Genomic DNA, 24,815 nt, shown 5'->3' on the forward strand with positions numbered 1-24,815 from the left:
AACCTTTGCCGCATCAAGGGCACTACCCCGAATCAGGGTGGTGCCCTTTTTTCATTTGCTGGCGGCGGGGGCCTTTTCGGCAAGGTAGATCATGTGGAGCTGTAAGCCTCCAACCACTCGTCAACACTCTGATCCTGAGGAGGCTTAGGGATAGGTAAATCAGTTATGGAAGCTGTCTTGTATTCGTCCTTTCTTATTAACTTGTTTTCGTGGTTTGAAACGCACGTAGTTGAAATTGGCTGTAACCCGCGCACTGCATGGGCTGGAGCGTTTTCCTTGTCCGGGGCTCTTGTCCGGAAGTTGTCCGGCAGTTGTCCGGATATTGTCCGGAATTTGTCCGGCAAAATTGCCTTTCTGAATTTCTCGGCAGTCAGGCTAATAGGCGCCAAACTGCCGGCGTTAATACGGTCGTCAGTCAGCAATCCGGTCAGCATGACGCCACGCAGTTTCCCCATGTAATCGTGCATAGCTGAAAGGCGCCGAGGGAACGGCAAGCCAGTGCCCATCCAGAATTTGTAGAAGTGGCTGCGCTTACCTATACGGAATTGTCCCCTGGGAAGCAGCGCGCCAGCCTTAGCTGCGGCTGTGTTTCGCTGACGGGTCAGGTCTGCATTGAAAACGGCGTATACAGACTCCCCATTTACTAGCGAGACGAACCGCAACGTGATACCGGCGCTCCGGGTTTTGCCATAGTGACCAGTTGAATAATCCGTGTACTCGAAAGCATCCAGGCCTAATGAAATAAGCGCTTCACGGCAAAGCCTGGCCCGGTTGGTGTTGATCCACTCAGGCGGCACGGGCTTGCCGCTCGCCGGTTGAATGACGAGCTGCCCACGCTCAATGCTCACCGTGTCTCCACGGCTAAGTAGTTTTGTGGCTAGGCATTCCACTGAATCGACCTCAGCGTAGTTCGGCTGGATAAACAACGGGCTGAAGCCCGCCAGCAGCTCGCAGGCAGGCGCAAGGGACGCCGCAATTTCGCGGCGTCCCTTGCGGTCTCCGGATTACGACGCTTCGCGCATCAGGATGTACTTGGCCACGCGGTGTGGCGGTCGTCCTGGCTCAGTGGACTGGTGCGTCCAGTAGGTGCGGATTTCGTGACCTTTCTTCCTAAGTCGACGAATGGTGTTTGGCGGCTGGACAATATCCAATTCTTTTGCGGCTTCGATGGTCGATACGGGCCCGTTTCGCAGGGCCTCCATCATCTTGCTGTCTTGCTCTGTTGAAGAATGACGTGTCATAGTTTGGCCTTCACGTTGGTGCTATCCAGTGTGTTTTCGTTAGGGCGGTGCTCGAACACCGCCTTAACGCTCTCTCTATCACTCAGTTTTCTTGATTCAATCCCTTCCGGTCCTCTTTCCAGGGGTATCGCGCTAATCACCGGGCACCTTCCTTCGCTGCTCGTTCGATCCAGACTTTAAGTTCAGTCATCAGAATCAAACGACGCCTACCAAGCTTGAAGGTCTTGATCTCTCCCTTTGCTATCAACTCATACACACCCGATCGCGAATATCCGACGATCCGAGCTGCGTCTTCGACGCTAACGGACAAGGCTGCTGGTTGTTCTGCTGCAAGCATTTTGTTTCTCCATCGGCCATTAGAATTAAGTGGCCGTGGATCAATCCTATTCCTTGAGAATACTGTACGTCAACTGATGCTATATGATTTGTATGAACGTATGGACTCGCTCGGACGTACGGATTAGGATTGTCGCTCGATTTATGGCTCGGAGATTTTGAGATGGCCAAGAACAGACCTAACCAAGGATCGCGGAAGACAGAAACACTGACCCTCCGGTTAGACCCAAAGGTCAAATTCACGATCGATGTCATTTCTCGGGTAAAGCGGCAGTCAATTACTGGGGTCGTAGAGGCTGCAGTTGAAGCATTGGTTTTTGATCTTGACGTTCCATTCCATGATGGAGGAAATACGGAGCATTGGTCGGTAGCCAGTGCCGTAAGTGAGGTGTGGTCAACTGATGAAAGCGAGCGCTTTATCAATCTCTGCTATCACTTGCCTAATCTCCTTACATTTGAGGAGCAGCGCATTTGGGAAACGATCAAGGCGTCTCCGGTCTTCCTGGATAAGGGGGCCGCAAAGATTGGCACTCACTGGCAGATCGAAGGTGTGGGCTATCTTGATCGCGGAAATATTCGGAATTTATGGAATTACCTTCTTGAGCACGTAGAGGAAAATAAAGAAAGCCGGACCATTGTCCCCTTTGAGCCGCCGTTCTAAATCAGCTCCACAGCAGCGGCCTTTGTTCCTGGCGCCAGATGTGCGTAGCGCAAAGTCATCTTGATATCGGCGTGCCCCAGCAGATCCCGTACCGTGTTGAGCGGTACGCCGGCCATTACCAGGCGTGAAGCGAAGTCGTGGCGCATATCGTGCCAGCGGAACCCGTCGATCTGCGCCCGCTCAAGCAACTTGAGCCAGGCGCTTTTGACGTCCTCAAAGCGACCGCCGCCCTGACCTGGGAAGACATACGGCGACTTGCTCACCTGCTTCTTCCAGGCTTCCAGCACACCAATAGTCTCCTTGTTCATCGGGATGTGGCGCGTATCGCTTGTCTTGGTGGTGGCCCCGGCGACTGTGATTGTCTTCGTGTCGAAGTTCACCGCTGACCATTTCAGGTCGAACAGCTCTCCGCGCCTCATGCCGGTATTCAACGATACCAACACCATGGGCTTCAGGTGATCGGTGAAGGGCAGTTCCAGAAGGCTTGGCATCGGCTCTCTGTGTCGGTCCGTCCGCCAGGCGTTTGCACTCTCACGCTCGGCCCTCATTTCATCCTGTCGAGCGTCCAAGGCATCGCGTAGACGCTTGGTCTCGTCAGCAGCCAGGTAGCGAATCACCCCCTTTGAATCGACTTTGAGCTGTTTCAGCTTGGCCAGCGGGTGTGTATCGATGTACTCCCACTCAATGGCACGACTGAAAACACCACTGATCGAGCCCATTTTTCGATTCACCGTCGAGGCTTTGTTGCCGGCCTGCATCCATCCTGTGCGGATTTGCTCTAGGTCTCGCCCGGTGATCGCGTCCAAGCGCTGGGGCATGATTGGGTCGAAGTTATTGCTGAGGGTGTGCTGCGTCTTCTCATGGCCTTTGTGATGAGCTTTGAACCACGGCATATAGGTGTCGTCGATGAAATCGCGCAGCGAGGGCAGGGCTGATCCCTTGCGCCCCTGGGCGATGGCCAGGGGCTCGCCGTGGGCGTGTGCATCGGCTAAGTACTGGGCGGCCTCGGTTCGGGCTTGGTCAAGGGTAAGCACGCCGACACGCCCGAGAGTGGCATTCTTGTTTCGGCCCCAAGTGACCATGTAGGACTTGTGACCGCTGGGCAGCACGCGAATGAAGAAGCCGGGTTGCACTGTGTCATGCACGCGGTATGCTTTCGCCTCGGCGGCTAGGCTGCCAATTAGCTTCTGAGTGATTTTGGATTTCAAGGGTTCGTCCGTGACAGCAGGGTGGCAGCAAAACGCACTATACCGCTCGATGTTCACGGACTCAATGGGACTAAAAGGCCCAGTAATACTAGGCTTGTGGCTGTGCCTGCTGGGTCGAAATTGACCCTCCTAAGGGGAAGGTTGGCCGTTCGAACCGGCCCTGGGACACCAGATTCAAAGCCCCGCTCGGATTCGTCTGGCGGGGCTTTTTTGTGACTGGCTTTTAAACACCGGTCGAACCTTACCGACGATAGAGGTTCACAGCCGGTGCGGCATTTATTTCTCTTGCCCTGTGTACCTCGCACACGGCCAGGCAACGTCTGAGCTATTAGCAAAATATTCCCCGGAAACAGCGAATACCGCCTGTCCGTACGCGGTAACCCCGGACTATCATTCCGATAGCCCTGTCTCTCACTGCAAGGAGCCGCTCGGAACGCCGATGCGCCAGATCTGGAAATCTTTTCGAGCCCTTTATTTCGCCTCCCTGATGATGCTGATCGGCTCCGGTCTGCTCAGCACCTACCTGGCCTTGCGCCTGGCGGCTGACCATGTCGACAGCCTGTGGGTCGGCGCATTGATGGCGGCCAACTACTTCGGCCTGGTGCTGGGCGGCAAGATCGGCCATCGCTTGATCGCCCGGGTCGGGCATATCCGCGCTTACGCCACCTGCGCCGGGATCGTCGGTGCGGCGGTGCTGGGGCATGGCCTGATCAACTGGCTACCCGCCTGGATCGTGTTGCGGATGGTGGTGGGCCTGGGGATGATGTGCCAGTACATGGTCATCGAGAGCTGGCTGAATGAGCAGGCCGACGCCAAGCAGCGTGGCGTGGTGTTCAGCGGCTACATGATTGCGTCTTATCTGGGGCTGGTGCTGGGGCAGCTGATTCTGGTCATGCACCCGGAACTCGGCCTTGAATTGCTGATGCTGGTTGCACTGTGTTTCGCGCTCTGCCTGGTGCCGGTCGCGATGACCCGGCGCATTCACCCGGCGCCGTTGCACCCTGCGCCGATGGAACCGCGCTTCTTTATCAAGCGTGTGCCGCAGTCGTTGAGCACTGTGTTGGGGGCGGGTGTGATCGTGGGCTCTTTCTACGGTTTGGCGCCGCTGTATGCCTCCCAGCAAGGGCTGACGACTGAGCAAGTCGGTTTGTTCATGGGGTGCTGCATTTTTGCCGGCCTGTTGGTGCAGTGGCCGTTGGGGTGGTTGTCGGATCGCTACGACCGTGCGTTGTTGATTCGCAGTTTTGCCCTGTGCCTGGCGGTGGCGGCCTTGCCGTTGGCGATCATGACCCAGGTGCCACTGGAGGTGCTCTTTGTGGCCGGGTTCTTGTGCTCGCTGGTGCAGTTCTGCCTTTACCCGTTGGCCGTGGCATTTTCCAATGACCACGTGGAAGGTGATCGCCGAGTCTCGCTGACGGCCATGTTGCTGGTGACCTACGGTATCGGCGCGAGCGTCGGGCCGTTGCTGGCGGGCGTGGCAATGAAGCTGTTCGGCAGCCATATGTTGTATGCGTTTTTCAGCCTGTGCGCGTTGATTCTGGTGTGGCGTATCCGGCCGAAGGCGGTCACCAACCTGCATCAGGTAGACGATGCGCCGCTGCATCACGTGGCGATGCCGGACAGTATGTCCAGTTCGCCGCTGGTCGCCTGCCTCGATCCGCGGGTAGATGAGGCTGTAGTGCAAGAGCAGATGCAAAGTCCCGTGCCGGATGCGGCCCCGGAAACGGATCCGCAAGCCCCAATGGATGAGCCGCCCTTCGTAGGCCCGCCGGCGCCGCCGGACCCGGACGACCACCCTCACGACTTGAGCAGGGCGCGCCCCTGAAAGCAAAAACGGGCAGAACCCATCAGGTTCTGCCCGTTTTTTTTGGTCGCGACCTTTAAGGCTTAAAGATCGTCGTCCTTGTCGAAGCGCCGCGCTTCGCGTTGCAACTGGTACACAAACCGCTCCACCTGGCGCTGCACCAGGCCGCTCATGTTGTGGAAGCGTACACCGGCGAAGGTGGTGTTGATCTTCTCTTCGAAGTGCAGGTAACGCAGCTCGACGGACGTGGTCATGCTGCCGAAGGGCAGGGCGGCGATAAAGCGGTCGTAGACTTGGCCCAGTTGCAGGCGCTCGGAGATTTCGCCTTCAAAGCGCAATTTGCAGCCGGTGGCGGAGATGTCGAGCAGCTTGCCGCTGATCGGTGCCTTGAGCTTTTCACCACCCAATTCGATGCTGACCAGTTGTGCCAGCTTCAGCGCGGCGCGAAAGGCATTGCGACGCTGATGGTAAACCACCTCGTCGGGCATGCTGCCGGTGTAAATGCGGTGGCCGTCTTTTTCGCTGATGGCCAGGCTGCCGTTGCTTTCCCAGGCGACCCGCACACCGTCATGAAAGCCTTCGATGCGAAAGGGCTCGCCATTTTCCAGGTAGCGCTCGCCATCACGGGGAATCATTTCGTCCAGGGCCAGCGTCTTGCTGTCCCGGTCAACGTCCACCAGATAACTTTGGAAGCGCTGGCTGCGTTCGTGGAAAGTGATGATCAGTGGATCATGGCTTTCTTGCAGCATCCGCAATGTGCTGGCGATTTCCAGAGGCGTGGTGAGCACCTTGGGTGGCTGCGGAGCATCTTCCGCATTAAGGGCGTTGAACACGGTTCTTCCATCTCCAGACAAAATACGACTACACGCAAGAACCGGCATTTTGCCAGTATGTAGCGCGCCTTGGATAGGTGCGCTTTGAACCGGCGTCAGGCTTGGCTGCGGGTGCTGGGTTTGACCAGGCGTGAAGTGGAGCCTTGGGCGTTATAGAGGGCCGGAGGCTCTCCGCCGTGGAGTATACGCAACTGGTTGGCGGTCGTGGCTTGCTGAAGCTGGATCGACTGACCGTTGAGCAGGTTGGCTTCCTGGCACTGGGTGAGCAATTGGTTGAGTGCGGCGCTCTGCGTCAGCAACTGATCACCGACCGAGGAGTGGCTGGCCAGTTGGGCGAGGCCGTCGTGGTCTGCCGGCAAGCCGAGGCTGACAAGAATCTCGCTGCGCTTCTTGCCATGCTGCTCCAGCAGCACGATCAGTGACTGCTTGCGCGCCAGGATTTCTTCCAGCAAGCGCATGTCCCGGCCATAGAGTGCCAGGGATTCTTCTTTGAGCAGCTCGAGCAAATGTTGCGTCGGCGCCAGATCATCAATGATCAGTTGAAGCAAATGTTCGTCGTGGTGCATGGCTGGCCTTGGGTTTTAAGCGTCCAAAAGCCCTGCGCAGGCCTTTGCCTAGCGCTCGGCTTCGAAGTTAAGCAGCTTGCTGGCTACACGGTTGCTGTCGACTTTATAGCTGCCATCGGCGATTGCCTGTTTCAACTCGGCCACGCGGGCTTTATTGACAACCGGCTGGTCGCGCAGCGAGTCAGTGACCTTCTGCAACTGTTGAGCCTCATTGCTCAGGTGTACGGATTCCCCGCTTTGGCTGGCGCCGGCCTGTTCTGTCTTGGCCGCAGGTGCTGGCTGGGACTTGGCTTCAACGCTGTCCTTGGCCCCGCTGGTGCGCGTATTGCCCGGCAAAGCCTGGGAATTATTCAAACGACTGAAATCGATGACCATGATAAAAAAACCTCTGGGTATTTGGACGCTTGCCATGTTTTCGGCCATACCCGGACAAACTTTAGGCTCGATTGACAATAAACCTGTACGCGCGAACGTCTGGCGCACAGTGTAGGAAAAGCGGGCGTCCTGTGCCAGTAAACTATAAAGCCACCTCGACCTGCCCCGGCGCGGTCACCTGCGCCTTGATCACACGGTTGGAGTTGAGGTTCTTGACCCTGATCTGTTCGCTCATGCCGCCATTGGACAAGGCCTCGCCCGGCATCTTTACCGTCAGCGCACCGCTGCTGGCGGAAATCACCACCTGGTCGCCCTTGCGAATCACCTCGGCCTGCTCCAGATGAACCAGGGTAATCACTTGATCGGTCACCATCGGGCGGGTCAATTTCTGCCCAACCGCCTGGTCAACGGACGTGAGGTAGCCCTGGCTGATCAGGCTGATGTCCCGTTCACGCAGGGCGACGTCGCCGAAACCGATAATGCCGGTGCGTTTCAACGGCCGTGTCACCACCACCACATCACGGAACAGCTTGACCTGCGCCGGCACGAAGACCGTCCAGGGGGAGGCGCCTTCGCAGCGCACTTTTACCGTCACGCGGCCAATGGGCTGGGCAGGGCTTTCCAGGCTGGCTGTCAATTCCTTGTCGCACATGGGCATGCGCAGGCGCGGGTCCAGCTGGCTGACCTGGATTTCATAACGGCCCGGGGTCTGGGTGGTCGCCAGATAATCTTCTACAGTGAACTCAAGAAAGCCCTGAGTGACGCCGATAAGGAGATCAGGCAAGGTGACGTTGTCTGCGCGGGCCGTGGCGCCCAGCCCCAAGGCGAGCAGCGTCAGCAGTACACAGAGCTGTCTGTAATACCGTGCAAGGCCTGGGCGTCGGGAAACTGTCGTTTTAATATCCATGACCAACCAGATAGCAAAGCTCGTGCCGTTTAGAGTCAGCGGTGCGCTGCCCTGCAAGTATCGCCAAAGGTTTTAGCGTAGGAGTAAAGGCATGGCAGGTGTAATGGATTCAGTAAACCAGCGCACACAGCTGGTAGGGCAGAACCGCCTGGAGTTGTTGTTGTTCCGCCTGGACGGCAAGCAGCTGTATGGCATCAATGTGTTTAAAGTGCGGGAAGTGTTGCAGTGTCCCAAGCTGACTATCCTGCCCAAATCCAGCCCTGTGGTGTGTGGCGTGGCCAACATCCGTGGCGCGACCATTCCGATTCTTGATCTGGCGATGGCCACCGGCTCTGCGGGTTTGCAGGACCGCGAGAACCCGTTCGTGATCATTACCGAGTACAACACCAAGACCCAGGGGTTCCTGGTGCGCTCGGTGGAGCGCATCGTCAACATGAACTGGGAAGAGATCCATCCGCCGCCCAAGGGCACCGGGCGCGATCACTACCTCACGGCGGTGACGCGGGTCGACAACCAGTTGGTGGAAATCATCGACGTGGAGAAAATCCTCGCCGAAGTGGCGCCGACCTCGGAAACCATCTCGGTCGGCGTGGTGGACGCCGAAACCGCGCACAAGGCGGTATCGTTACGGGTGTTGACCGTTGACGACTCCTCGGTGGCCCGCAAGCAAGTGACCCGCTGCCTGCAAACCGTGGGCGTCGATGTGGTCGCCCTCAATGACGGCCGCCAGGCGTTGGATTACCTGCGCAAGCTGGTGGATGAAGGCAAGAAGCCTGAAGAAGAATTCCTGATGATGATCTCCGACATTGAAATGCCGGAAATGGACGGTTACACCCTCACGGCCGAGATACGTAACGATCCACGCATGCAAAAATTGCATATCATCCTGCATACTTCGTTGTCAGGTGTTTTCAATCAGGCGATGGTCAAGAAAGTCGGTGCCGATGACTTTCTGGCCAAATTCCGTCCTGATGACCTGGCATCCCGGGTAGTCGACCGGATCAAGGCAGCAGATCACGGCTAAGGGGATTTCCCCTGGCGGTCACACGATTTAAGAGGCGGTATCATTGTCTACGGGTAATTTGGATTTCGAACAGTTCCGGGTCTTCCTGGAAAAAGCCTGTGGCATATTGCTCGGTGAAAACAAGCAGTACCTGGTATCCAGCCGTCTCAATAAACTGATGGAACAGCAGGGCATCAAATCCCTGGGGGAGCTGGTGCAGCGTATCCAGGGCCAGCCGCGCAGCGGGCTCAAGGAAATGGTGGTCGATGCCATGACCACCAACGAAACCTTGTGGTTTCGCGATACCTACCCCTTTGAGGTGCTAAAGAGCAAAGTGCTGCCCGAGGCGATCAAGGCCGCACCGGGCCAGCGCCTGCGTATCTGGTCGGCGGCGTGTTCGTCGGGGCAGGAACCGTATTCGATTTCGATGTCCATCGATGAGTTCGAGCGGACCAACATGGGCCAGTTAAAGGCCGGCGCGCAAATCGTCGCCACCGACTTGTCCGGCACCATGCTCACCAACTGCAAGACCGGCGAGTACGACAGCCTGGCCCTGGGCCGCGGTTTGTCCCAGGAGCGCCTGCAGCGTTACTTCGACCCGAAAGGGGCGGGGCGTTGGGCGGTCAAGGCACCGATCAAGAGCCGGGTGGAGTTTCGCTCCTTCAACCTGCTCGACAGCTATGCCAGCCTGGGCAAGTTCGACATGGTGTTCTGCCGCAACGTGCTGATCTACTTTTCGGCCGAAGTGAAGAAAGACATCCTGCTGCGCATCCACGGCACACTCAAGCGGGGTGGCTATCTGTTCCTCGGCGCTTCCGAAGCGCTCAATGGTCTGCCGGATCATTACCAGATGGTGCAATGCAGCCCTGGCATCATTTATCAGGCCAAGTGACAGGTGATTGAGCAAAAAAACGGGAGGCCCTTGGGCTTCCCGTTTTTTTTACGCAAATTATCGACAGCTTATGTTCAGGGCCTGGCCGTCATGCGAATGTTGCCCAGGGAGAGACGGTGAACGCCGTTAGGCACCGCCTTATTGAAAATACCTAGCCGTACATCGCCTGTGAGCGGGGCAATGAAGCTGCCGGTGCCGGTTTGCGGCCGGACTTGAGTGATGTTCTGTACGTCCGGCCCGATCTGGGTGCCATTCATCGTCATGTAAAGGATCGAGCCATCGCTGGTAGCCGCGCCTCCGATGACATCAAAACTGCAGTCATACGTACGCCCGGCGATCACCGGCACAGGCCGGGAAATGATGTGGGCGCTGGTAGCCTGGCTGTTTGGAAGGTCGACGACCACGCTGGAATTGATAATGTGCAGTATCCCTCCCACGTAAGGCCCTTGCGGTACCCAGCCTTGAAAGGTGCCGTCGTTGAAATTCCATACTGTGGGTGCAGGCGGGACAACGATGGGGCGCGAGTTGATGCTTACTCTCGCGGTGGGTGCCGGGGTGATCAGCCGTCCACGCCTTATCTGCAGCAGCAAACTGACAATCGTTCCGGTACTGGCTTCAACAAACCTCCTGGGTATAAGGAGTTCCTGCCCGGGAGCATCTTGAGCAACATCAAAGCTTTGGTTGTACTCGCCACCGAGAACGGTGCTGCTCAGCGTCAAATAGATTCGGTCCGCACGCTCGACCGGAAAATCCAGTGCCAGCCTGGCAGAGGGGCCAACGATACTGTTGGTATTAAGGTTCGGAATGGGGGCGGTCGAATCTTGATCGATAAATCTGGGTGGCAAAGGAGTTAGCATTTTTCTTGCCTCTGTATTTCGCGCGAAGGGGGCTGCCTCATCAGGCGTCCCTTGTGGCAGGTATCGCAACTGTCAAAAATAACAGTGCCGATGAACGGCCCGGAATGTTCGCTTCCCTCACTTGCCTCCTGCCTCTATCGCATAAAGCGGCAACCCCCATTGCCGCTTTACTGGCGCCACGCGGAAACCGGTTGCCGCTTTTCTGGCATTGCCGCCGGCAAAACCCTCGCAAACCCTTGAGTTACGGGGCTTGAATAAACTGGCATGGGCCTTGCTATAACCCTGTTACGAAAAGCAGGTCAGCCTAAAGGTTTCCGCCATGAGCATCAGCTTCGATAAAGCGCTCGGTATCCACGAACAAGCCCTGGGCTTTCGCGCCCAGCGTGCTGAAGTCCTGGCCAACAACATTGCCAACGCCGATACCCCGAACTACAAGGCTCGGGACCTGGACTTCTCCGCCGTGCTCACCGCCCAGCAGGACAAGACCAAAAACGGCACCTTCGCCTTGAACATGACCAACAGCCGTCATATCGAAGCGCAAGGCCTGAGCAGTGGTGACGAGTCGCTGCTGTATCGCACGCCGATGCAGCCGTCGATCGACCAGAACACCGTCGACGCCCAGCTGGAGCAATCGGCTTACGCCGAAAACTCGGTGAACTTCCAGGCCAGCTTCACCCTGCTCAACAGCAAATTCAAAGGGCTGATGTCAGCCCTGCGTGGAGAGTAAGCCATGTCCTTAGCCAGTGTTTTCAATATTGCCGGCAGCGGCATGAGCGCCCAGACCACGCGCCTGAACACCGTCGCCAGTAACATCGCCAACGCCGAGACCGTGTCGTCGAGCATCGACCAGACCTACCGCGCCCGTCACCCGGTGTTCGCCACCATGTTCCAGGGCGGCCAGAGCGGCGGCAGCGATTCGCTGTTCCAGAACCAGGACGCCGCAGGCCAGGGCGTGCAGGTGCTCGGCGTGGTGGAAGACCAGAGCAACCTGGAAGCCCGCTACGAGCCTAACCACCCGGCCGCGAACGAAAAGGGCTACGTGTACTACCCGAACGTCAACGTGGTCGAGGAAATGGCTGACATGATCTCCGCCAGCCGCTCGTTCCAGACCAACGCGGAAATGATGAACACCGCCAAAACCATGATGCAGAAGGTCCTGACCCTGGGTCAGTGATAAGGGGCGCCAAATAATGGCCATTGTTGATACCACGTCTACACCCAACACGCCGGTCCAGGACCTGTTCAATTCCAAGGTCAAGACCTCGACGGATAACAGCAACCTTGGCGATGCGGCCAAGGCTGCGACGGGTAACCAGTCGCTGGGCAAGGACGCGTTCCTGCAACTGCTGGTGACCCAGCTGAAAAACCAGAACCCGCTGTCGCCTCAGGACAACGGCGCGTTCGTGGCGCAACTGGCGCAGTTCAGCAGCCTGGAAGGGATCAACACCCTGAACGACTCGGTGAATGCGATCTCCAGCAACTTCAGCTCCTCGCAAGCGCTGCAGGCGTCGTCGCTGGTAGGCCGTTCGATCATCACCCAGACCGACAAGGCGATGGTCGACACCAGCAAGAGCATGACCGGCTCGGTCGCGGTGACGGCGGCGACGGGCAACGTCTCGGTGAAAATCACTGACAAAGACGGCAACGTGGTGCGCACGATCGACATGGGTGCCCAGAGCGCCGGCGATGCCAGCTTTATCTGGGATGGCAAGACCGACAAGGGTGACGTCGCCCCCGCCGGGACTTACACCTTCGCGGCCACCACCAAGAATGACAAAGGCGACTCGGTTGCCTTGGCAACTTCGCTGCCGGCAACGGTCACCAGCGTGACGTTGAGCAAGACCGGCGGCGAAATGCTGCTCAACCTTGCAGGCGGCATGGGCAGCGTCAAGCTGTCGCAAATTCAGACTATCGGTACATAGAGCCGGCTAAATACGGCAGAAGGAGAGAAACATGTCTTTTAACATCGGCCTTAGCGGCCTCTATGCGGCCAACAAACAACTGGACGTGACCGGCAACAACATCGCCAACGTCGCGACCACCGGTTTCAAGTCGTCCCGTGCCGAATTCTCGGACATTTACGCGGCGTCCAAACTGGGCACCGGCCAGAACAGCGTCGGCAACGGCGTAAACCTGGCGGCCGTGTCCCAGCAGTTCACCCAGGGTGACGTCAATAACACCGGCGGTATTCTGGACATGGCGATCCAGGGCGGCGGCTTCTTCGTTCAGAAGGGCAGCGACGGTTCGCTGGAATATACCCGCAGCGGCTCGTTCCGTTCAGACAAGGACGGCTACATCACCAACAACACCGGCACCTCGCGCCTGCAAGGTTACGCCGCGGATGCCGATGGCAACATCCAGAAGGGTGGCCTGGTCGACCTGCAACTGAACCTGGCGAACCTGCCGCCCAAGGCGTCCACTAAAGTGGACTCCACGAGTAACCTGAACTCGTCTTCGCCGGTGATCGATCAGACGGCCAAGCCGTTCGACCCAACGGACACCAGTACCTTCACCACTCAATACCCCACAACCTTGTACGACACTCAAGGTAACGCACATCCGATGGTGCAGTACCTGGTCAAGACGGATTCCAATACCTGGAAGTCCTACACCTTGATCGACGGGCGCAACCCCGATGGTTCGAAGCCAACCGGCACGGGCTCCACGCCTCCGGTGGCCTCGACATTGAGCTTTGACGGTTCCGGCAAGCTGACCGGGATTGTCACCGGCACAACCTCCAGCACCACCCTGCAACTGACTGGCTGGGTGCCGGGCACCGTGACCAACGGCGTATGGACCAAAAACGGTGCGGACGCCAACCCGGGTGGCATCGCCATCAACATGGCCAACATCACCCAGTACAACTCGGCGACCTATCGCAACCCGCCGGTCACCGATGGCTATGCTACCGGCCAGATCACAGGCCTGAAAATCGACGGCAGCGGCGTACTGTTCGCCACCTTCAGCAACCAGCAGAGCAAGGCCATCGGCCAGATCTCCCTGGCCAGCTTCAACAACGAACAGGGGCTGCAGCCCAATGGCGGCACCACCTGGAAGGAAACCTTCGCGTCGGGCCAGCCGGGCTATGATGCCCCGCAATCCGGCACCCTGGGCGCCATCGTGGCCAACTCCCTGGAGAACTCCAACGTCAACCTGACCAACGAGCTGGTGGACCTGATCAAGGCTCAGAGCAACTACCAGGCGAACGCCAAGACCATCTCCACCCAGAGCACCATCATGCAGACCATCATTCAGATGACGTGATGCGGTAGTGCTCTACAAGAAGCCCCTCTTGCGAGGGGCTTTTTTGTGGGCGTTTATTGAAGGCCTTGTAGTGAGCGGGCTTGCCCCGCGCTGGGTGGCGAAGCCGCCCCAACCAGAACGCCGTGGTGTTTCGGACAGAACGAGGCGCCTGGTTTTGGGGCGGCTTCGCCACCCAGCGCGGGGCAAGCCCGCTCACTACAGGTAAGCCTGTAGGCAAAAGAAAACCCCCGGCAAACCCAGGGGGTTTGTCGGGGGTTTGGAGTAAGCGCCTTTTGGCGCTTACCGGCTCAGCTTACTGGCAAGCTTCGCAATCCGGTTCGTCAATCGCGCAGGCCTTAGGCACTGGTGCCGGGCCGGCCGGTGCGGCGAGCACCGAATCATCACCGTGGTTGCCGCTGGAAACAGCGTTCAGCTTACCGGTGTTGATGGTGGACTTCTCGGTGCTGGTCGCGGCCAGGGCACGGAGGTAGTAAGTGGTTTTCAGGCCACGGTACCACGCCATGCGGTAGGTCACGTCCAGCTTCTTGCCCGAGGCGCCGGCGATGTACAGGTTCAGCGACTGAGCCTGGTCGATCCACTTCTGACGACGGCTTGCCGCGTCGACGATCCACTTGGTGTCCACTTCGAAGGCGGTCGCGTAGAGCTCTTTGAGTTCTTGCGGAATGCGCTCGATCTGTTGCACCGAACCGTCGTAGTACTTCAGGTCGTTGATCATGACCGAGTCCCACAGGCCGCGGGCTTTCAGGTCGCGAACCAGGTACGGGTTGATCACGGTGAATTCGCCCGACAGGTTCGATTTCACATACAGGTTCTGGTAAGTCGGTTCGATCGACTGCGACACGCCGGTGATGTTGGCGATGGTGGCGGTCGGTGCGATGGCCATGATGTTGGAGTTACGAATGCCTTTCTGCACGCGGGCACGTACCGGCGCCCAGTCCAGGGATTCGTTCAGGTCAACGTCGATGTACTTCTGGCCACGCTGCTCGATCAGGATCTGTTGCGAATCCAGCGGCAGGATGCCTTTGGACCACAGCGAACCCTGGAACGTCTCGTAGGCACCGCGCTCGTCGGCCAGGTCGCAAGAAGCCTGGATCGCGTAGTAGCTGACCGCTTCCATGGACTTGTCGGCGAACTCAACTGCAGCGTCCGAACCGTAAGGAATGTGCTGCAGGTACAAAGCGTCCTGGAAGCCCATGATACCCAGGCCAACCGGACGGTGCTTGAAGTTGGAGTTCTGCGCCTGTGGCACCGAGTAGTAGTTGATGTCGATCACGTTGTCGAGCATGCGCACGGCGGTGTTGACGGTACGTTCCAGCTTGGCGGTGTCCAGCTTGCCGTTGACGATGTGGTTCGGCAGGTTGATCGAGCCCAGGTTGCAAACGGCGATCTCGTCCTTGTTGGTGTTCAAGGTGATCTCGGTGCACAGGTTCGAGCTGTGGACCACGCCCACGTGCTGCTGTGGGCTGCGCAGGTTGCACGGGTCTTTGAAGGTCAGCCATGGGTGGCCGGTTTCAAACAGCATGGACAGCATTTTGCGCCACAGGTCTTTGGCCTGGATGGTCTTGAACAGCTTGATCTTGCCAGGGTACTGGGACAGGGCTTCGTAGTACTCGTAGCGCTCTTCGAAAGCCTTGCCGGTCAGGTCGTGCAGGTCCGGCACTTCGGATGGCGAGAACAGGGTCCACTGGCCGTCATCGAAGACGCGCTTCATGAACAGGTCAGGGATCCAGTTGGCGGTGTTCATGTCGTGGGTACGACGACGGTCATCACCGGTGTTCTTGCGCAGCTCGATGAACTCTTCGATGTCCATGTGCCAGGTTTCCAGGTAGGCACACACAGCGCCTTTGCGCTTGCCACCCTGGTTCACGGCTACAGCGGTGTCGTTCACCACTTTCAGGAACGGAACAACGCCTTGCGACTTGCCGTTGGTACCCTTGATGTACGAACCCAGTGCACGCACTGGCGTCCAGTCGTTGCCCAGGCCGCCGGCGAATTTGGACAGCATGGCGTTGTCGTGGATCGCGTGGTAGATGCCCGACAGGTCATCCGGCACGGTGGTCAGGTAGCAGCTCGACAGCTGTGGACGCAGGGTGCCGGCGTTGAACAGGGTCGGGGTCGACGACATGTAGTCGAAGGACGACAACAGGTTGTAGAACTCGATGGCACGGTCTTCTTTCTGCTTCTCTTCGATCGCCAGGCCCATGGCCACGCGCATGAAGAACACTTGCGGCAGTTCGAAGCGGATACCGTCCTTGTGGATGAAGTAACGGTCGTACAGGGTTTGCAGGCCCAGGTAGGTGAACTGCTGGTCGCGCTCGTGGTTGATGGCCTTGCCGAGTTTTTCCAGGTCGAAGGTGGCCAGGACCGGGTTCAGCAATTCGAATTCGATACCCTTGGCGATGTAGGCCGGCAGGGCCTTGGCGTACAGGTCAGCCATCTCGTGGTGGGTGGCGCTGTCGGCGACTTTCAGGAAGCCCAGGCCTTCGGCACGCAGGGTGTCCATCAGCAGGCGCGCGGTCACGAAGGAGTAGTTCGGCTCGCGTTCAACCAGGGTACGGGCGGTCATCACCAGGGCGGTGTTGACGTCGGTCAGGGCCACGCCGTCGTACAGGTTTTTCAGGGTTTCGCGCTGGATCAGGTCACCGTCGACTTCTTCCAGGCCTTCGCAGGCCTCGGTGATGATGGTGTTCAGGCGACCCAGGTCCAGCGGTGCAAACGTACCGTCGGCCAGGGTGATGCGGATCGATGGGTGAGCTTGTACCGCAGCTTCTTCAGCCGGGGAGCGCACGGCGCGCTCTTTGGAGCGGGCATCACGGTAGATCACGTAGTCGCGGGCGACTTTCTGCTCGCCGGCACGCATCAGGGCCAGTTCAACCTGGTCCTGGATTTCTTCGATGTGGATGGTGCCGCCCGAAGGCATGCGACGCTTGAAGGTCGCGGTGACTTGTTCGGTCAGGCGGGCAACGGTGTCGTGGATGCGCGACGAAGCGGCAGCGGTGCCGCCCTCAACTGCAAGAAACGCTTTGGTGATGGCGACGGTGATTTTGTCATCGGTGTAAGGAACGACAGTGCCGTTACGCTTGATCACACGCAATTGGCCCGGCGCGGTGGCGGACAGATCCAGGTTCGAATCAGCGGCCTGCGGCACGGAGCCTTGCGGGTTCTCGCGAGTTGTGTCGGTTTGCATGGGGGGTTGTCTCCACGTTCTATATTTGATTGCGAGTGCCAGGCTCTTCCTGCAACACCCGTACCGTTTTCCATATCGGGGATGGGAAACAGCTGCCATCCGCGTGAGCGGTTTGGTCTACTGAAAATCGGTTGGTTCCATGCTGCGGTAGCAATAAAACGCTTGAGTTTTTAGCCACTTGTGTGGTTGGGCGCTTTTGCCGAAAACCCCACATGTAGGGTCTTCCAAGGCGCCGAGGTACAAGATAATGCGTTTTCGAGGGGTTAGCAACGCAGTAACCTGTGGATAACGCTGTGAGTAAAATGTGTAAGAAAGGTTGAATGGCCGTGTAGGCCGCATAGCTGCTGGATTGGACCGTTTGTCATTAAATGTTTCGGCCCTGAAACGACCTGCTGTTTTTCGAAGGGCGCGAACCCTATCACAAAAAAACGCGATCACCGAATGGATTTCCCGGCTTGTGCTAGAGGGCTGGCGCATGGCTACAATCGACCCTTGTTATGCCCTCAAAACATGACAAAAAGGGTATGGCGAGTGAAGGTCAAAAATGTGGGAGCGGGCTTGCTCGCGAAGGCGGTGGCTCAGTTAACAAATGATTTGGCTGATCCACCGCCTTCGCGAGCAAGCCCGCTCCCACACTCGACCGTATTGTCATGACGACTATCTCTATCGCGAAGAGGCCCCCCTGTGGAGCAAGAAGCCTGGCAAATATTGATCGTCGAAGATGACGAGCGACTGGCCGAACTGACCCGTGATTACCTGCAGAGCAACGGCCTGCAGGTGTCGGTGGAAAGTGACGGCGCCAAAGCCGCCGCGCGCATCATCGCCGAGCAGCCGGACCTGGTGATCCTCGACCTGATGCTGCCCGGCGAAGATGGCTTGAGCATCTGCCGCAAGGTGCGTGACAGCTACGACGGGGTGATCCTGATGCTCACCGCGCGCACTGACGACATGGACCAGGTGCTCGGCCTGGACATGGGCGCCGACGACTACGTGTGCAAACCCGTACGCCCGCGCCTGTTGCTGGCGCGCATCCAGGCGCTTTTGCGGCGCAGCGAACCGACCGAACCGGCCGCTGTGGAAAACCAGCGCCGCCTGAAATTCGGCCCCTTGGTGGTGGACAATGCTCTGCGTGAGGCCTGGCTGAACGAGGGCGGTATCGAGCTGACCAGTGCGGAGTTCGACTTGCTGTGGTTGCTGGTGGCAAATGCCGGGCGCATTTTGTCGCGCGAAGAAATCTTTATCGCCTTGCGCGGTATCGGCTACGACGGCCAGGACCGTTCCATTGATGTGCGCATCTCACGCATTCGCCCGAAAATCGGCGACGACCCCATCCACCCGCGCCTGATCAAGACCATCCGCAGCAAAGGCTACCTGTTCGTCCCCGAAGCTTGCGCCGACATGCCGCTGTGAACTCGATCTTCCTGCGCATCTACGGCGGCATGTGCGCGGCGCTGATTCTGGTGGCGCTGTTGGGCGTGCTGGCCCTTCATCTACTGAATGAGGTGCGCAGCGGCCAGTACCGCGAGCGGCTGGCCCACGGCACCTTTGCGTTGATGGGCGACAACCTGCAACCGATGAGCGCCATCGAACGCCAGCGTGCCCTGGCGGTGTGGGAGCGCCTGCTGGGCATTCCCCTGGAATTGCGCAGCCTTGCCGACGCCCAGTTGGACCTGAGCCAGCGCAACCGCCTGCAACGCGGCCAGGTGCTGGTCGAGCAGACCGGGCCCCACGCCGCACGCGTGCTGCGGTTGGTCAGCGAGAAGGAACCGTGGGTGCTGACTGGCGAGGTGCAGCAGATCAGCGAACAACTGGCCCGCGCAACGATTTACCTGCTGGCCGATGAACTGGTGCGTTTCCCGGTGGCCGAACAGCCGCAGCGGCTGGCCGATATAAAGGAAGCCAAGGGTTTTGGCTTTGAGATGCACCTGATGACCCTTGATCAGGCGGACATGGACGAAGACCAGCGCCGCCGCGTATCGGAAGGCGATACGGTGATGGCGCTGGGCAAGGGCGGCGATTCGATTCGCGTGTTTGCCGGCATGGTCGGTACGCCGTGGGTGCTGGAAATCGGCCCGCTGTATCAAATGAACCCGTATCCGCCGCAATGGTTGATCCTGATCGCATTGATCAGCCTGACCCTGATCGGCTTGATCGTCTATTTATTGGTGCGCCAGCTTGAGCGGCGCCTCAAGGGGCTGGAGGCTGCGGCCACGCGTATCGCCAAAGGCAACCTGGAAGTGCGCGTGCCGGCCCGGGGCGCGGACTCTGTGGGGCGCCTGGCGGCCGCTTTTAACGGTATGGCCGAGCATTTACAGCAATTGCTGGCGATCCAGCGCGAGTTGGTGCGTGCGGTGTCCCACGAATTGCGCACCCCGGTGGCGCGCCTGCGTTTTGGCTTGGAGATGGTTGGCGACGCCGCCACGCCTGAAGCCCGGCGCAAATACATGGAAGGCATGGACAGCGACATCCAGGACCTCGATGGCTTGGTGGATGAAATGCTCACCTACGCACGCCTGGAGCAGGGCGCACCGCAGCTGAGTTTCCAGCGGGTCGACCTCAGCGCGTTGCTCGATCAAGTGATCGGCGAATTATCGCCACTGCGCCCGCAGGTCAAGGTGGCGCGGGGTATTTGCCTGTCATCGGCGCACCTGGATGATGCTTGGGTCGAAGCTGAACCCCGTTACCTGCACCGCGCCCTGCAAAATCTGGTGAGCAATGCCATGCGCCATGCACAGGGCCAAGTGTTGATCAGTTACCAGGTGGGGCAGGTGCGTTGCCGTATTGATGTGGAAGATGACGGGCCGGGCGTACCGGAAAGTGCCTGGGAACGGATCTTCACGCCGTTCCTGCGCCTGGACGACAGCCGCACGCGCGCCTCGGGCGGGCATGGGTTGGGGTTGTCGATTGTGCGGCGGATTATCTATTGGCACGGCGGGCGGGCGTTGATCGGCAAGAGCAATAATCTGGGCGGGGCGTGTTTCAGCCTGAGTTGGCCCAGGGATCAGGAGAAGGCTTGATACCGTCATCGCAGGCAAGCCAGCTCCCACATTTGATCGGGTTCCAGGCTTGGAATGCAGGCAAATGTGGGAGCTGGCTTGCCTGCGATAGCAACCTGTCAGGCGCTGACAGCCACCAGGCTCAACAACTGCTCTCCGTCCACCGCAAACTGCCCCTCCAATTCTTTGCCATGACACCACTCGGCGGACAGATCCGTCAGCAAGCGTAGCCGAACCTGACCCGATTCCGACCACTCCACCACCTCGGCATGCTCAAAGTAAAAGCGCTTCTGCACAATCGGGTAGAGGGCCTTGAACAGGCTTTCCTTGACTGAAAACGTCAGCGTCACGACTAAAGCAACCTGCTCACGCGGCACTGATGCCATGCGCTGCATCTCATCCGCCGTCAGAATCTCCCCGGCCAGGCGTTCTGCCCGTTCCTGAGAAAGCATGTTCTCCAGGTCCATCCCCAGCCCGCGCCATTGCGCCTTATGCCCGACAATCGCTGCCGCGTGCCCGGTGCTATGGGTGATGGAGCCGCTGATATGCCCGGGCCACACTGGCGCACGGTCGTCTCCGATGGCGGGCACGCAGTCCAGGTGGTCCAGCTGTTGCAGTGCCGCGCGGGCGCACAGGCGGCCGGCCAGGAACTCCGCCTGGCGCTTGGCCACCGAACGCTGGATGCTGGCCGGAGGCGGCACGGCGCTGCGCTGGAAATCACGGGCGTCCAGTAAGGCGGGATCAAATCGCGTGCTCAGAAATACCGTCCCCGGCAAAGGGGCGGGCAGCGGCCAATGGGCATCAAGTGGGGTGCAGCAAGCGGGTAAAGGCGTCATGCGTGGTATTTTGCGTCAGTTGGCGCGCCAGTGGATAGCCCGTAACGGTTCAGGCGCGGTTCAGAGCCCGTTCAGGGGGAGTTCAGGGGCGCATGCGTAGTCTGGCCTTACAGCCAAAACGCGTAGAGGCAAGCACCATGACTGCGATCAAAAAGCTGATGTTGGCGTTAACCATGCTCAGTGCCACCGCTGGGGTCCAGGCCTCTGATGGCGCTTTTGCGGCATTTGGCGAAAAAACCAAAAAAGCCAGCACCCTGATTCAGCGTGTCAGCTTTGAAGATGCCGGCAGCCAGCCCACGCCATGGGGCCAGTCCCTGGGCCTGACCACCCCTCAACCGGCCTACCGCACCGGCTATGAACACCTCACCGGCCAATACAATGGCAACAAACTGCGCCCGCAAGACTTGCAGGGCCGCTATGATATCCCTCAGTCGGACAGTTGAATCGCCTTGGAGAGCCTTATGAAATTGCTGGTGGTTGAAGATGAGGCGTTGTTGCGCCATCACCTGATGACCCGCCTGACAGACAGCGGGCATGTGGTCGAAGCCGTGGCCAATGCCGAAGAAGCCCTGTACCAGACCGGCCAATTCAACCATGACCTGGCGATCATCGACCTGGGCTTGCCCGGCATGGGCGGCCTGGACCTGATCCGCCAACTGCGCAGCCAGGCCAAGACCTTTCCGATCCTGATCCTCACCGCGCGCGGCAACTGGCAGGACAAAGTCGAAGGCCTGGCGGCCGGTGCCGATGATTATGTGGTCAAGCCCTTCCAGTTCGAAGAGCTGGAAGCGCGGATGAACGCCTTGCTGCGTCGCTCCAGCGGGTTTACCCAGTCGACCATCGTCGCCGGGCCTTTGCTGTTGGACCTCAACCGCAAGCAAGCGTCCCTGGACGAGCAACCGCTGGCGCTGACCGCCTATGAGTACCGGATTCTCGAATACCTGATGCGTCACCATCAGCAAGTGGTTGCCAAGGACCGCTTGATGGAACAGCTTTACCCCGATGACGACGAGCGCGATCCGAACGTGATCGAAGTGCTGGTCGGGCGCTTGCGCCGCAAACTGGAAGGCCCGGCCGGGTTCAAGCCGATCGATACCGTGCGTGGCTTGGGTTACCTGTTCAATGAGCGCTGCCGTTGATTCGCTCGTTACGCGTACGCCTGATGCTCGCGGCCACCACCCTGGCCGTGTTGTTCATGCTCGGCTTGTTACCCGCCATGCAAGGCGCGTTCAGCCTGGCGCTGCAGGATTCCATCGAGCAGCGCCTGGCGTCGGACGTCACCACGCTGATCTCCGCCGCGCGGGTTGAAAACAACCGCCTGTTGATGCCGGCGCAGTTGCCGGACGAACGCTTCAACCTGACCGATAGCCGGCTGCTCGGCTATATCTACGACCGCGAAGGCCACCTGGTATGGCGCTCGCGAGCGACCCAGGAAGAAAACATCAACTACAAACCGCGCTATGACGGGCGCGGTAATGAATTTGCGCGCATCCGCGAGGCCAATGGCCAGGAATTCTTCGTCTACGACGTTGAAGTCAAACTGCTCGGCGGCAAGAGCGCAGCGTTCAGTATCGTCGCGCTGCAACCGGTGCGCGAATACCAGCTGACCCTTGAGGGGCTGCAGGAAAACCTCTACCTGGGGTTCGGCGCGGCTCTGCTGGTCTTGCTGACCTTGCTCTGGCTGGGCCTGACGTGGGGCCTGCAAGCCTTGCGCCGTTTGAGTCAGGAGCTTGACGAGATCGAAGGCGGCACCCGTGAAAGCCTTTCCGAGGAGCATCCGCGCGAGTTGCTGCGCCTCACCGGTTCCCTCAACCGGTTGTTGCACAGCGAGCGCGAGCAACGGGCGCGCTACCGCGATTCCCTCGATGACTTGGCCCACAGCCTGAAAACTCCGCTGGCGGTATTGCAGGGCGTGAGCGAGGACATGGCCCAGCGCCCTGAAGACCGCGACCAGGCCTGGGTGCTGCAATCGCAGATCGAGCGCATGAGCCAACAGATCGGCTATCAATTGCAGCGTGCCAGCCTGCGTAAAAGCGGCCTGGTGCGCCACCAGGTGCGCCTGGAGCCGGTGCTGCAAAGCCTGTGCGACACACTGGACAAGGTCTACCGCGACAAGCGTGTACGGGTGTCCTTTGACCTGCCGCCCGATTGCGACGTGCCCATCGAGAAGGGGGCCTTACTGGAAATGCTCGGCAACCTGCTGGAAAACGCCTATCGCCTGTGCGTGCGCGAAGTGCGCATCCGCCTGGTCGAGAGCCTTGAAGGTACCGAGTTGTGCATCGAGGACGATGGCCCCGGCGTACCGCCCGACCAGCGTGCGCGGATTCTGCAAAGGGGTGAGCGGCTGGACCGTCAGCATCCCGGGCAGGGCATCGGGCTGGCGGTGGTCAAGGACATCATCGAAAGCTACAGCGCGCGTTTGACCCTCGGCGACTCGCCGTTGGGTGGGGCAGCCTTCAGGATTCACTTTCCGGCAGTCTGATCTTTAGTGGCTGTTCCGGCCTCTTCGCGAGCAAGCCCGCTCCCACATTTGACCGAGTTCTACTGTTGGAATACGGTCGAATGTGGGAGCGGGCTTGCTCGCGAAAGCGTCAGTCGAATCACTCCTCATCTAATGCTCTTGCTCGCGATAAGCCCCCGGCGTCAGTCCCGTCCACTTCTTGAACGCCCGATGAAACGCCGACGGTTCGGAAAACCCCAACTGCTCGGCGATCTCCTGTAATGACAAATCCGCGCGCCCCAAATGATAGATGGCGATATCTCGCCGCAACTCATCCTTGAGCGCCTGAAAACTGGTGCCTTCTTCACGCAAATGCCTGCGCAGGGTTTGCGGGCTGATATGCAGGTGCTGGGCGACGGCCTCCAGGTCTGGCCAGGGTGTGCGGTCGCGGCTGAGCAAGCGGCGCAGTTGGCTGCTCAAACTGTCGCCCTCGTCAGGGCGCGACAACAGGTCAGCGGGCGAGCGTTCCAGGAAATGTTTGAGGGTGCGTTCGTCTTGCAGCAGCGGCAGGCTCAAATAACGGGCAGGAAACACCAGGCTGCTGTTCGGTGCGCCGAACACCTGGGTGCAGGGAAACAAAAGGTCATATTCCCCGGCATGCGCCGGAGCCGGGTAGCTGAAAGTGGCCTGCTGCAGCCGGATGCGCTGGCCGATCAACCAACTGCCCAGGCGGTGCCAGATCACCAGCAGGCATTCGCTGAGGAAGTGGTCCGGGTCCCACAACTGTGAGTCGTCCAGGCTCAAGCGCGCCATGTCGCCTTCTCTCGTCAGCTGCCAGCGCGGACCCTGCGGGAATAGGCTATAAAATAATAAGCCGCGCTCCAGAGCCTTCTCCAGGGTGCGGCAATGAATCAGCGCGTGGCACATCATGGCGAAAGTGCCGCGTTTGCTCGGGCCTTGCGCAAAGCCCAGATACTCGTCGTCCAGCGCCAGCCAAAGCATTTGCAACAACCGGGTGAATTGCTCGGGGGCGATGCGGGCGCGGGGCTCGGTCAACAGATCGGGCGTGATGCCGACTTGATGCAACAGGGCCGAGTAGTCGTAACCCGACCGGCGTGCACCGCCGAGGGCGGCCCGGGCGTAGTGGCTGGCGATGGTACGTTCACGCATGTGAGGGCCTCGTCCATGGAAGGACGGATGGTAGTCATCACCCGATCGAGCGACAAGGCGGATATCCGCCAAATTGCAGGACGGGATTCGGTGAGTGGGCGGAAATCCGCCACCTTGTTCGATGCTTCGAAGGGTGATTGAAATCCCCCAAGGCTGATGTCTAAAGGCCTTCAGGGTTATTTCAGAGAAGTGGCACGGCGTTTGCGATAAGGATTACAGCGCAGGCCTGCTTCAAGGAT

The 24,815-nt window shown here is 59.2% G+C and carries 25 protein-coding genes; 13 read left to right on the forward strand and 12 right to left on the reverse strand.

The window, feature by feature from the left end:
* Nucleotides 1–89 precede the first annotated feature (89 nt).
* The 3 genes from AB4P94_RS13655 to AB4P94_RS13665 all read right to left on the reverse strand — a co-directional run bounded on the left by AB4P94_RS13655 (nt 90) and on the right by AB4P94_RS13665 (nt 1,578).
* Nucleotides 90–848: a hypothetical protein gene (locus tag AB4P94_RS13655; RefSeq protein ID WP_395610954.1), complete on the reverse strand. Its 759-nt coding sequence runs from the start codon at nt 846–848 to the stop codon at nt 90–92.
* A 156-nt stretch (nt 849–1,004) separates the two neighbouring features.
* A complete protein-coding gene (locus AB4P94_RS13660; protein WP_308907906.1) occupies nt 1,005–1,241 on the reverse strand; it encodes a helix-turn-helix domain-containing protein in 237 nt (78 codons plus the stop codon).
* Nucleotides 1,242–1,377: 136 nt separating this feature from the next.
* On the reverse strand, nt 1,378–1,578 hold the full coding sequence (locus AB4P94_RS13665) for a helix-turn-helix domain-containing protein (RefSeq protein WP_161776283.1): 201 nt from the start codon (nt 1,576–1,578) through the stop codon (nt 1,378–1,380).
* 162 nt (nt 1,579–1,740) lie between these two features.
* On the opposite strand from AB4P94_RS13665, the gene AB4P94_RS13670 reads away from it, so the two are divergent.
* Nucleotides 1,741–2,238 carry a hypothetical protein gene (locus tag AB4P94_RS13670; protein ID WP_395610955.1) on the forward strand — a complete coding sequence of 166 codons (498 nt, stop codon included), beginning with the start codon at nt 1,741–1,743 and terminating at the stop codon, nt 2,236–2,238.
* On the opposite strand, the gene AB4P94_RS13675 is transcribed toward AB4P94_RS13670, so the two are convergent.
* Nucleotides 2,235–3,446, reverse strand: coding sequence for a tyrosine-type recombinase/integrase (locus tag AB4P94_RS13675; protein WP_395610956.1), 1,212 nt, complete (start codon nt 3,444–3,446; stop codon nt 2,235–2,237). The two genes, AB4P94_RS13670 and AB4P94_RS13675, sit on opposite strands and share 4 nt — an antisense overlap.
* Before the next feature lie 439 nt (nt 3,447–3,885).
* On the opposite strand from AB4P94_RS13675, the gene AB4P94_RS13680 reads away from it, so the two are divergent.
* On the forward strand, nt 3,886–5,271 hold the full coding sequence (locus tag AB4P94_RS13680) for an MFS transporter (protein WP_395610957.1): 1,386 nt from the start codon (nt 3,886–3,888) through the stop codon (nt 5,269–5,271).
* Between the two features lie 62 nt (nt 5,272–5,333).
* On the opposite strand, the gene AB4P94_RS13685 is transcribed toward AB4P94_RS13680, so the two are convergent.
* The 4 genes from AB4P94_RS13685 to flgA form a co-directional block, all read right to left on the reverse strand.
* Nucleotides 5,334–6,083: a flagellar brake protein gene (locus AB4P94_RS13685; RefSeq protein ID WP_395610958.1), complete on the reverse strand. Its 750-nt coding sequence runs from the start codon at nt 6,081–6,083 to the stop codon at nt 5,334–5,336.
* Between the two features lie 95 nt (nt 6,084–6,178).
* A complete protein-coding gene (locus AB4P94_RS13690) occupies nt 6,179–6,649 on the reverse strand; it encodes a flagella synthesis protein FlgN (protein ID WP_395610959.1) in 471 nt (156 codons plus the stop codon).
* A gap of 48 nt (nt 6,650–6,697) precedes the next feature.
* Nucleotides 6,698–7,024 (reverse strand): flagellar biosynthesis anti-sigma factor FlgM, encoded by a 327-nt coding sequence (gene flgM / locus AB4P94_RS13695; protein WP_016973704.1) that lies wholly within the window; start codon nt 7,022–7,024, stop codon nt 6,698–6,700.
* A gap of 142 nt (nt 7,025–7,166) precedes the next feature.
* Nucleotides 7,167–7,931, reverse strand: a complete 765-nt coding sequence (gene flgA, locus AB4P94_RS13700; protein WP_395610960.1) for a flagellar basal body P-ring formation chaperone FlgA — start codon at nt 7,929–7,931, stop codon at nt 7,167–7,169.
* Nucleotides 7,932–8,022: 91 nt separating this feature from the next.
* Here flgA and AB4P94_RS13705 point away from each other — a divergent pair, with 91 nt between their 5' ends.
* A complete protein-coding gene (locus AB4P94_RS13705; RefSeq protein WP_395610961.1) occupies nt 8,023–8,955 on the forward strand; it encodes a chemotaxis protein CheV in 933 nt (310 codons plus the stop codon).
* 43 nt (nt 8,956–8,998) lie between these two features.
* A complete protein-coding gene (cheR, locus tag AB4P94_RS13710; protein ID WP_017255613.1) occupies nt 8,999–9,826 on the forward strand; it encodes a protein-glutamate O-methyltransferase CheR in 828 nt (275 codons plus the stop codon).
* Nucleotides 9,827–9,900: 74 nt separating this feature from the next.
* Here the strand turns inward: cheR and AB4P94_RS13715 are convergent, their stop codons facing one another.
* Entirely contained in the window at nt 9,901–10,683 is a 783-nt protein-coding gene (locus tag AB4P94_RS13715) for a hypothetical protein (RefSeq protein ID WP_395610962.1), read from the reverse strand.
* A 319-nt stretch (nt 10,684–11,002) separates the two neighbouring features.
* On the opposite strand from AB4P94_RS13715, the gene flgB reads away from it, so the two are divergent.
* The 4 genes from flgB to flgE are packed head-to-tail and all read left to right on the forward strand — an operon-like array spanning nt 11,003 to nt 13,947.
* Nucleotides 11,003–11,410 carry a flagellar basal body rod protein FlgB gene (flgB, locus tag AB4P94_RS13720; RefSeq protein WP_395610963.1) on the forward strand — a complete coding sequence of 136 codons (408 nt, stop codon included), beginning with the start codon at nt 11,003–11,005 and terminating at the stop codon, nt 11,408–11,410.
* A gap of 3 nt (nt 11,411–11,413) precedes the next feature.
* The gene (flgC, locus tag AB4P94_RS13725; RefSeq protein ID WP_016973698.1) at nt 11,414–11,857 is read left to right on the forward strand and encodes a flagellar basal body rod protein FlgC; all 444 of its coding nucleotides are present in this window, start codon (nt 11,414–11,416) and stop codon (nt 11,855–11,857) included.
* Nucleotides 11,858–11,873: 16 nt separating this feature from the next.
* Nucleotides 11,874–12,605 (forward strand): flagellar hook assembly protein FlgD, encoded by a 732-nt coding sequence (gene flgD / locus AB4P94_RS13730; protein ID WP_395610964.1) that lies wholly within the window; start codon nt 11,874–11,876, stop codon nt 12,603–12,605.
* A 31-nt stretch (nt 12,606–12,636) separates the two neighbouring features.
* Nucleotides 12,637–13,947: a flagellar hook protein FlgE gene (gene flgE, locus AB4P94_RS13735; protein ID WP_395610965.1), complete on the forward strand. Its 1,311-nt coding sequence runs from the start codon at nt 12,637–12,639 to the stop codon at nt 13,945–13,947.
* Between the two features lie 292 nt (nt 13,948–14,239).
* Here the strand turns inward: flgE and AB4P94_RS13740 are convergent, their stop codons facing one another.
* Complete coding sequence (locus AB4P94_RS13740; protein ID WP_395610966.1) at nt 14,240–17,134, reverse strand: ribonucleoside-diphosphate reductase subunit alpha; 2,895 nt, start codon at nt 17,132–17,134, stop codon at nt 14,240–14,242.
* A 684-nt stretch (nt 17,135–17,818) separates the two neighbouring features.
* On the opposite strand from AB4P94_RS13740, the gene AB4P94_RS13745 reads away from it, so the two are divergent.
* Both AB4P94_RS13745 and AB4P94_RS13750 read left to right on the forward strand, forming a co-directional pair.
* The gene (locus AB4P94_RS13745) at nt 17,819–18,544 is read left to right on the forward strand and encodes a response regulator (RefSeq protein WP_395610967.1); all 726 of its coding nucleotides are present in this window, start codon (nt 17,819–17,821) and stop codon (nt 18,542–18,544) included.
* Nucleotides 18,541–20,151, forward strand: a complete 1,611-nt coding sequence (locus tag AB4P94_RS13750; RefSeq protein ID WP_395610968.1) for an ATP-binding protein — start codon at nt 18,541–18,543, stop codon at nt 20,149–20,151. The genes AB4P94_RS13745 and AB4P94_RS13750 overlap by 4 nt, the downstream gene beginning before the upstream one ends.
* Nucleotides 20,152–20,249: 98 nt before the next feature.
* Here the strand turns inward: AB4P94_RS13750 and AB4P94_RS13755 are convergent, their stop codons facing one another.
* Nucleotides 20,250–20,966, reverse strand: coding sequence for a 4'-phosphopantetheinyl transferase (locus AB4P94_RS13755; RefSeq protein WP_395610969.1), 717 nt, complete (start codon nt 20,964–20,966; stop codon nt 20,250–20,252).
* A gap of 137 nt (nt 20,967–21,103) precedes the next feature.
* Between AB4P94_RS13755 and AB4P94_RS13760 the strand changes: the two genes are divergently transcribed.
* Genes AB4P94_RS13760 through AB4P94_RS13770 form a run of 3 tightly spaced genes read left to right on the forward strand, consistent with a single transcriptional unit; the run spans nt 21,104 to nt 23,448 of the window.
* Complete coding sequence (locus AB4P94_RS13760) at nt 21,104–21,409, forward strand: hypothetical protein (protein ID WP_395610970.1); 306 nt, start codon at nt 21,104–21,106, stop codon at nt 21,407–21,409.
* An 18-nt stretch (nt 21,410–21,427) separates the two neighbouring features.
* Nucleotides 21,428–22,105, forward strand: a complete 678-nt coding sequence (locus tag AB4P94_RS13765) for a response regulator (RefSeq protein WP_395610971.1) — start codon at nt 21,428–21,430, stop codon at nt 22,103–22,105.
* On the forward strand, nt 22,102–23,448 hold the full coding sequence (locus AB4P94_RS13770) for an ATP-binding protein (protein WP_395610972.1): 1,347 nt from the start codon (nt 22,102–22,104) through the stop codon (nt 23,446–23,448). The genes AB4P94_RS13765 and AB4P94_RS13770 overlap by 4 nt, the downstream gene beginning before the upstream one ends.
* Before the next feature lie 129 nt (nt 23,449–23,577).
* On the opposite strand, the gene AB4P94_RS13775 is transcribed toward AB4P94_RS13770, so the two are convergent.
* Nucleotides 23,578–24,576, reverse strand: a complete 999-nt coding sequence (locus AB4P94_RS13775; protein ID WP_395610973.1) for an AraC family transcriptional regulator — start codon at nt 24,574–24,576, stop codon at nt 23,578–23,580.
* Nucleotides 24,577–24,815 lie beyond the last annotated feature (239 nt).

Source organism: Pseudomonas sp. B22129, assembly GCF_044218875.1.
GTDB lineage: Bacteria > Pseudomonadota > Gammaproteobacteria > Pseudomonadales > Pseudomonadaceae > Aquipseudomonas.

Excerpts from the sequence above, each read along its gene's own strand:
- AB4P94_RS13660 (WP_308907906.1), bottom strand. The coding sequence starts at position 1,241 with ATGACACGTCATTCTTCAACAGAGCAAGACAGCAAGATGATGGAGGCC.
- AB4P94_RS13665 (WP_161776283.1), bottom strand. The coding sequence starts at position 1,578 with ATGCTTGCAGCAGAACAACCAGCAGCCTTGTCCGTTAGCGTCGAAGAC.
- AB4P94_RS13670 (WP_395610955.1), top strand. The coding sequence starts at position 1,741 with ATGGCCAAGAACAGACCTAACCAAGGATCGCGGAAGACAGAAACACTG.
- AB4P94_RS13680 (WP_395610957.1), top strand. The coding sequence starts at position 3,886 with ATGCGCCAGATCTGGAAATCTTTTCGAGCCCTTTATTTCGCCTCCCTG.
- AB4P94_RS13690 (WP_395610959.1), bottom strand. The coding sequence starts at position 6,649 with ATGCACCACGACGAACATTTGCTTCAACTGATCATTGATGATCTGGCG.
- flgM (WP_016973704.1), bottom strand. The coding sequence starts at position 7,024 with ATGGTCATCGATTTCAGTCGTTTGAATAATTCCCAGGCTTTGCCGGGC.
- flgA (WP_395610960.1), bottom strand. The coding sequence starts at position 7,931 with ATGGATATTAAAACGACAGTTTCCCGACGCCCAGGCCTTGCACGGTAT.
- AB4P94_RS13705 (WP_395610961.1), top strand. The coding sequence starts at position 8,023 with ATGGCAGGTGTAATGGATTCAGTAAACCAGCGCACACAGCTGGTAGGG.
- AB4P94_RS13715 (WP_395610962.1), bottom strand. The coding sequence starts at position 10,683 with ATGCTAACTCCTTTGCCACCCAGATTTATCGATCAAGATTCGACCGCC.
- flgB (WP_395610963.1), top strand. The coding sequence starts at position 11,003 with ATGAGCATCAGCTTCGATAAAGCGCTCGGTATCCACGAACAAGCCCTG.
- flgC (WP_016973698.1), top strand. The coding sequence starts at position 11,414 with ATGTCCTTAGCCAGTGTTTTCAATATTGCCGGCAGCGGCATGAGCGCC.
- flgD (WP_395610964.1), top strand. The coding sequence starts at position 11,874 with ATGGCCATTGTTGATACCACGTCTACACCCAACACGCCGGTCCAGGAC.
- flgE (WP_395610965.1), top strand. The coding sequence starts at position 12,637 with ATGTCTTTTAACATCGGCCTTAGCGGCCTCTATGCGGCCAACAAACAA.
- AB4P94_RS13740 (WP_395610966.1), bottom strand. The coding sequence starts at position 17,134 with ATGCAAACCGACACAACTCGCGAGAACCCGCAAGGCTCCGTGCCGCAG.
- AB4P94_RS13755 (WP_395610969.1), bottom strand. The coding sequence starts at position 20,966 with ATGACGCCTTTACCCGCTTGCTGCACCCCACTTGATGCCCATTGGCCG.
- AB4P94_RS13760 (WP_395610970.1), top strand. The coding sequence starts at position 21,104 with ATGACTGCGATCAAAAAGCTGATGTTGGCGTTAACCATGCTCAGTGCC.
- AB4P94_RS13765 (WP_395610971.1), top strand. The coding sequence starts at position 21,428 with ATGAAATTGCTGGTGGTTGAAGATGAGGCGTTGTTGCGCCATCACCTG.
- AB4P94_RS13775 (WP_395610973.1), bottom strand. The coding sequence starts at position 24,576 with ATGCGTGAACGTACCATCGCCAGCCACTACGCCCGGGCCGCCCTCGGC.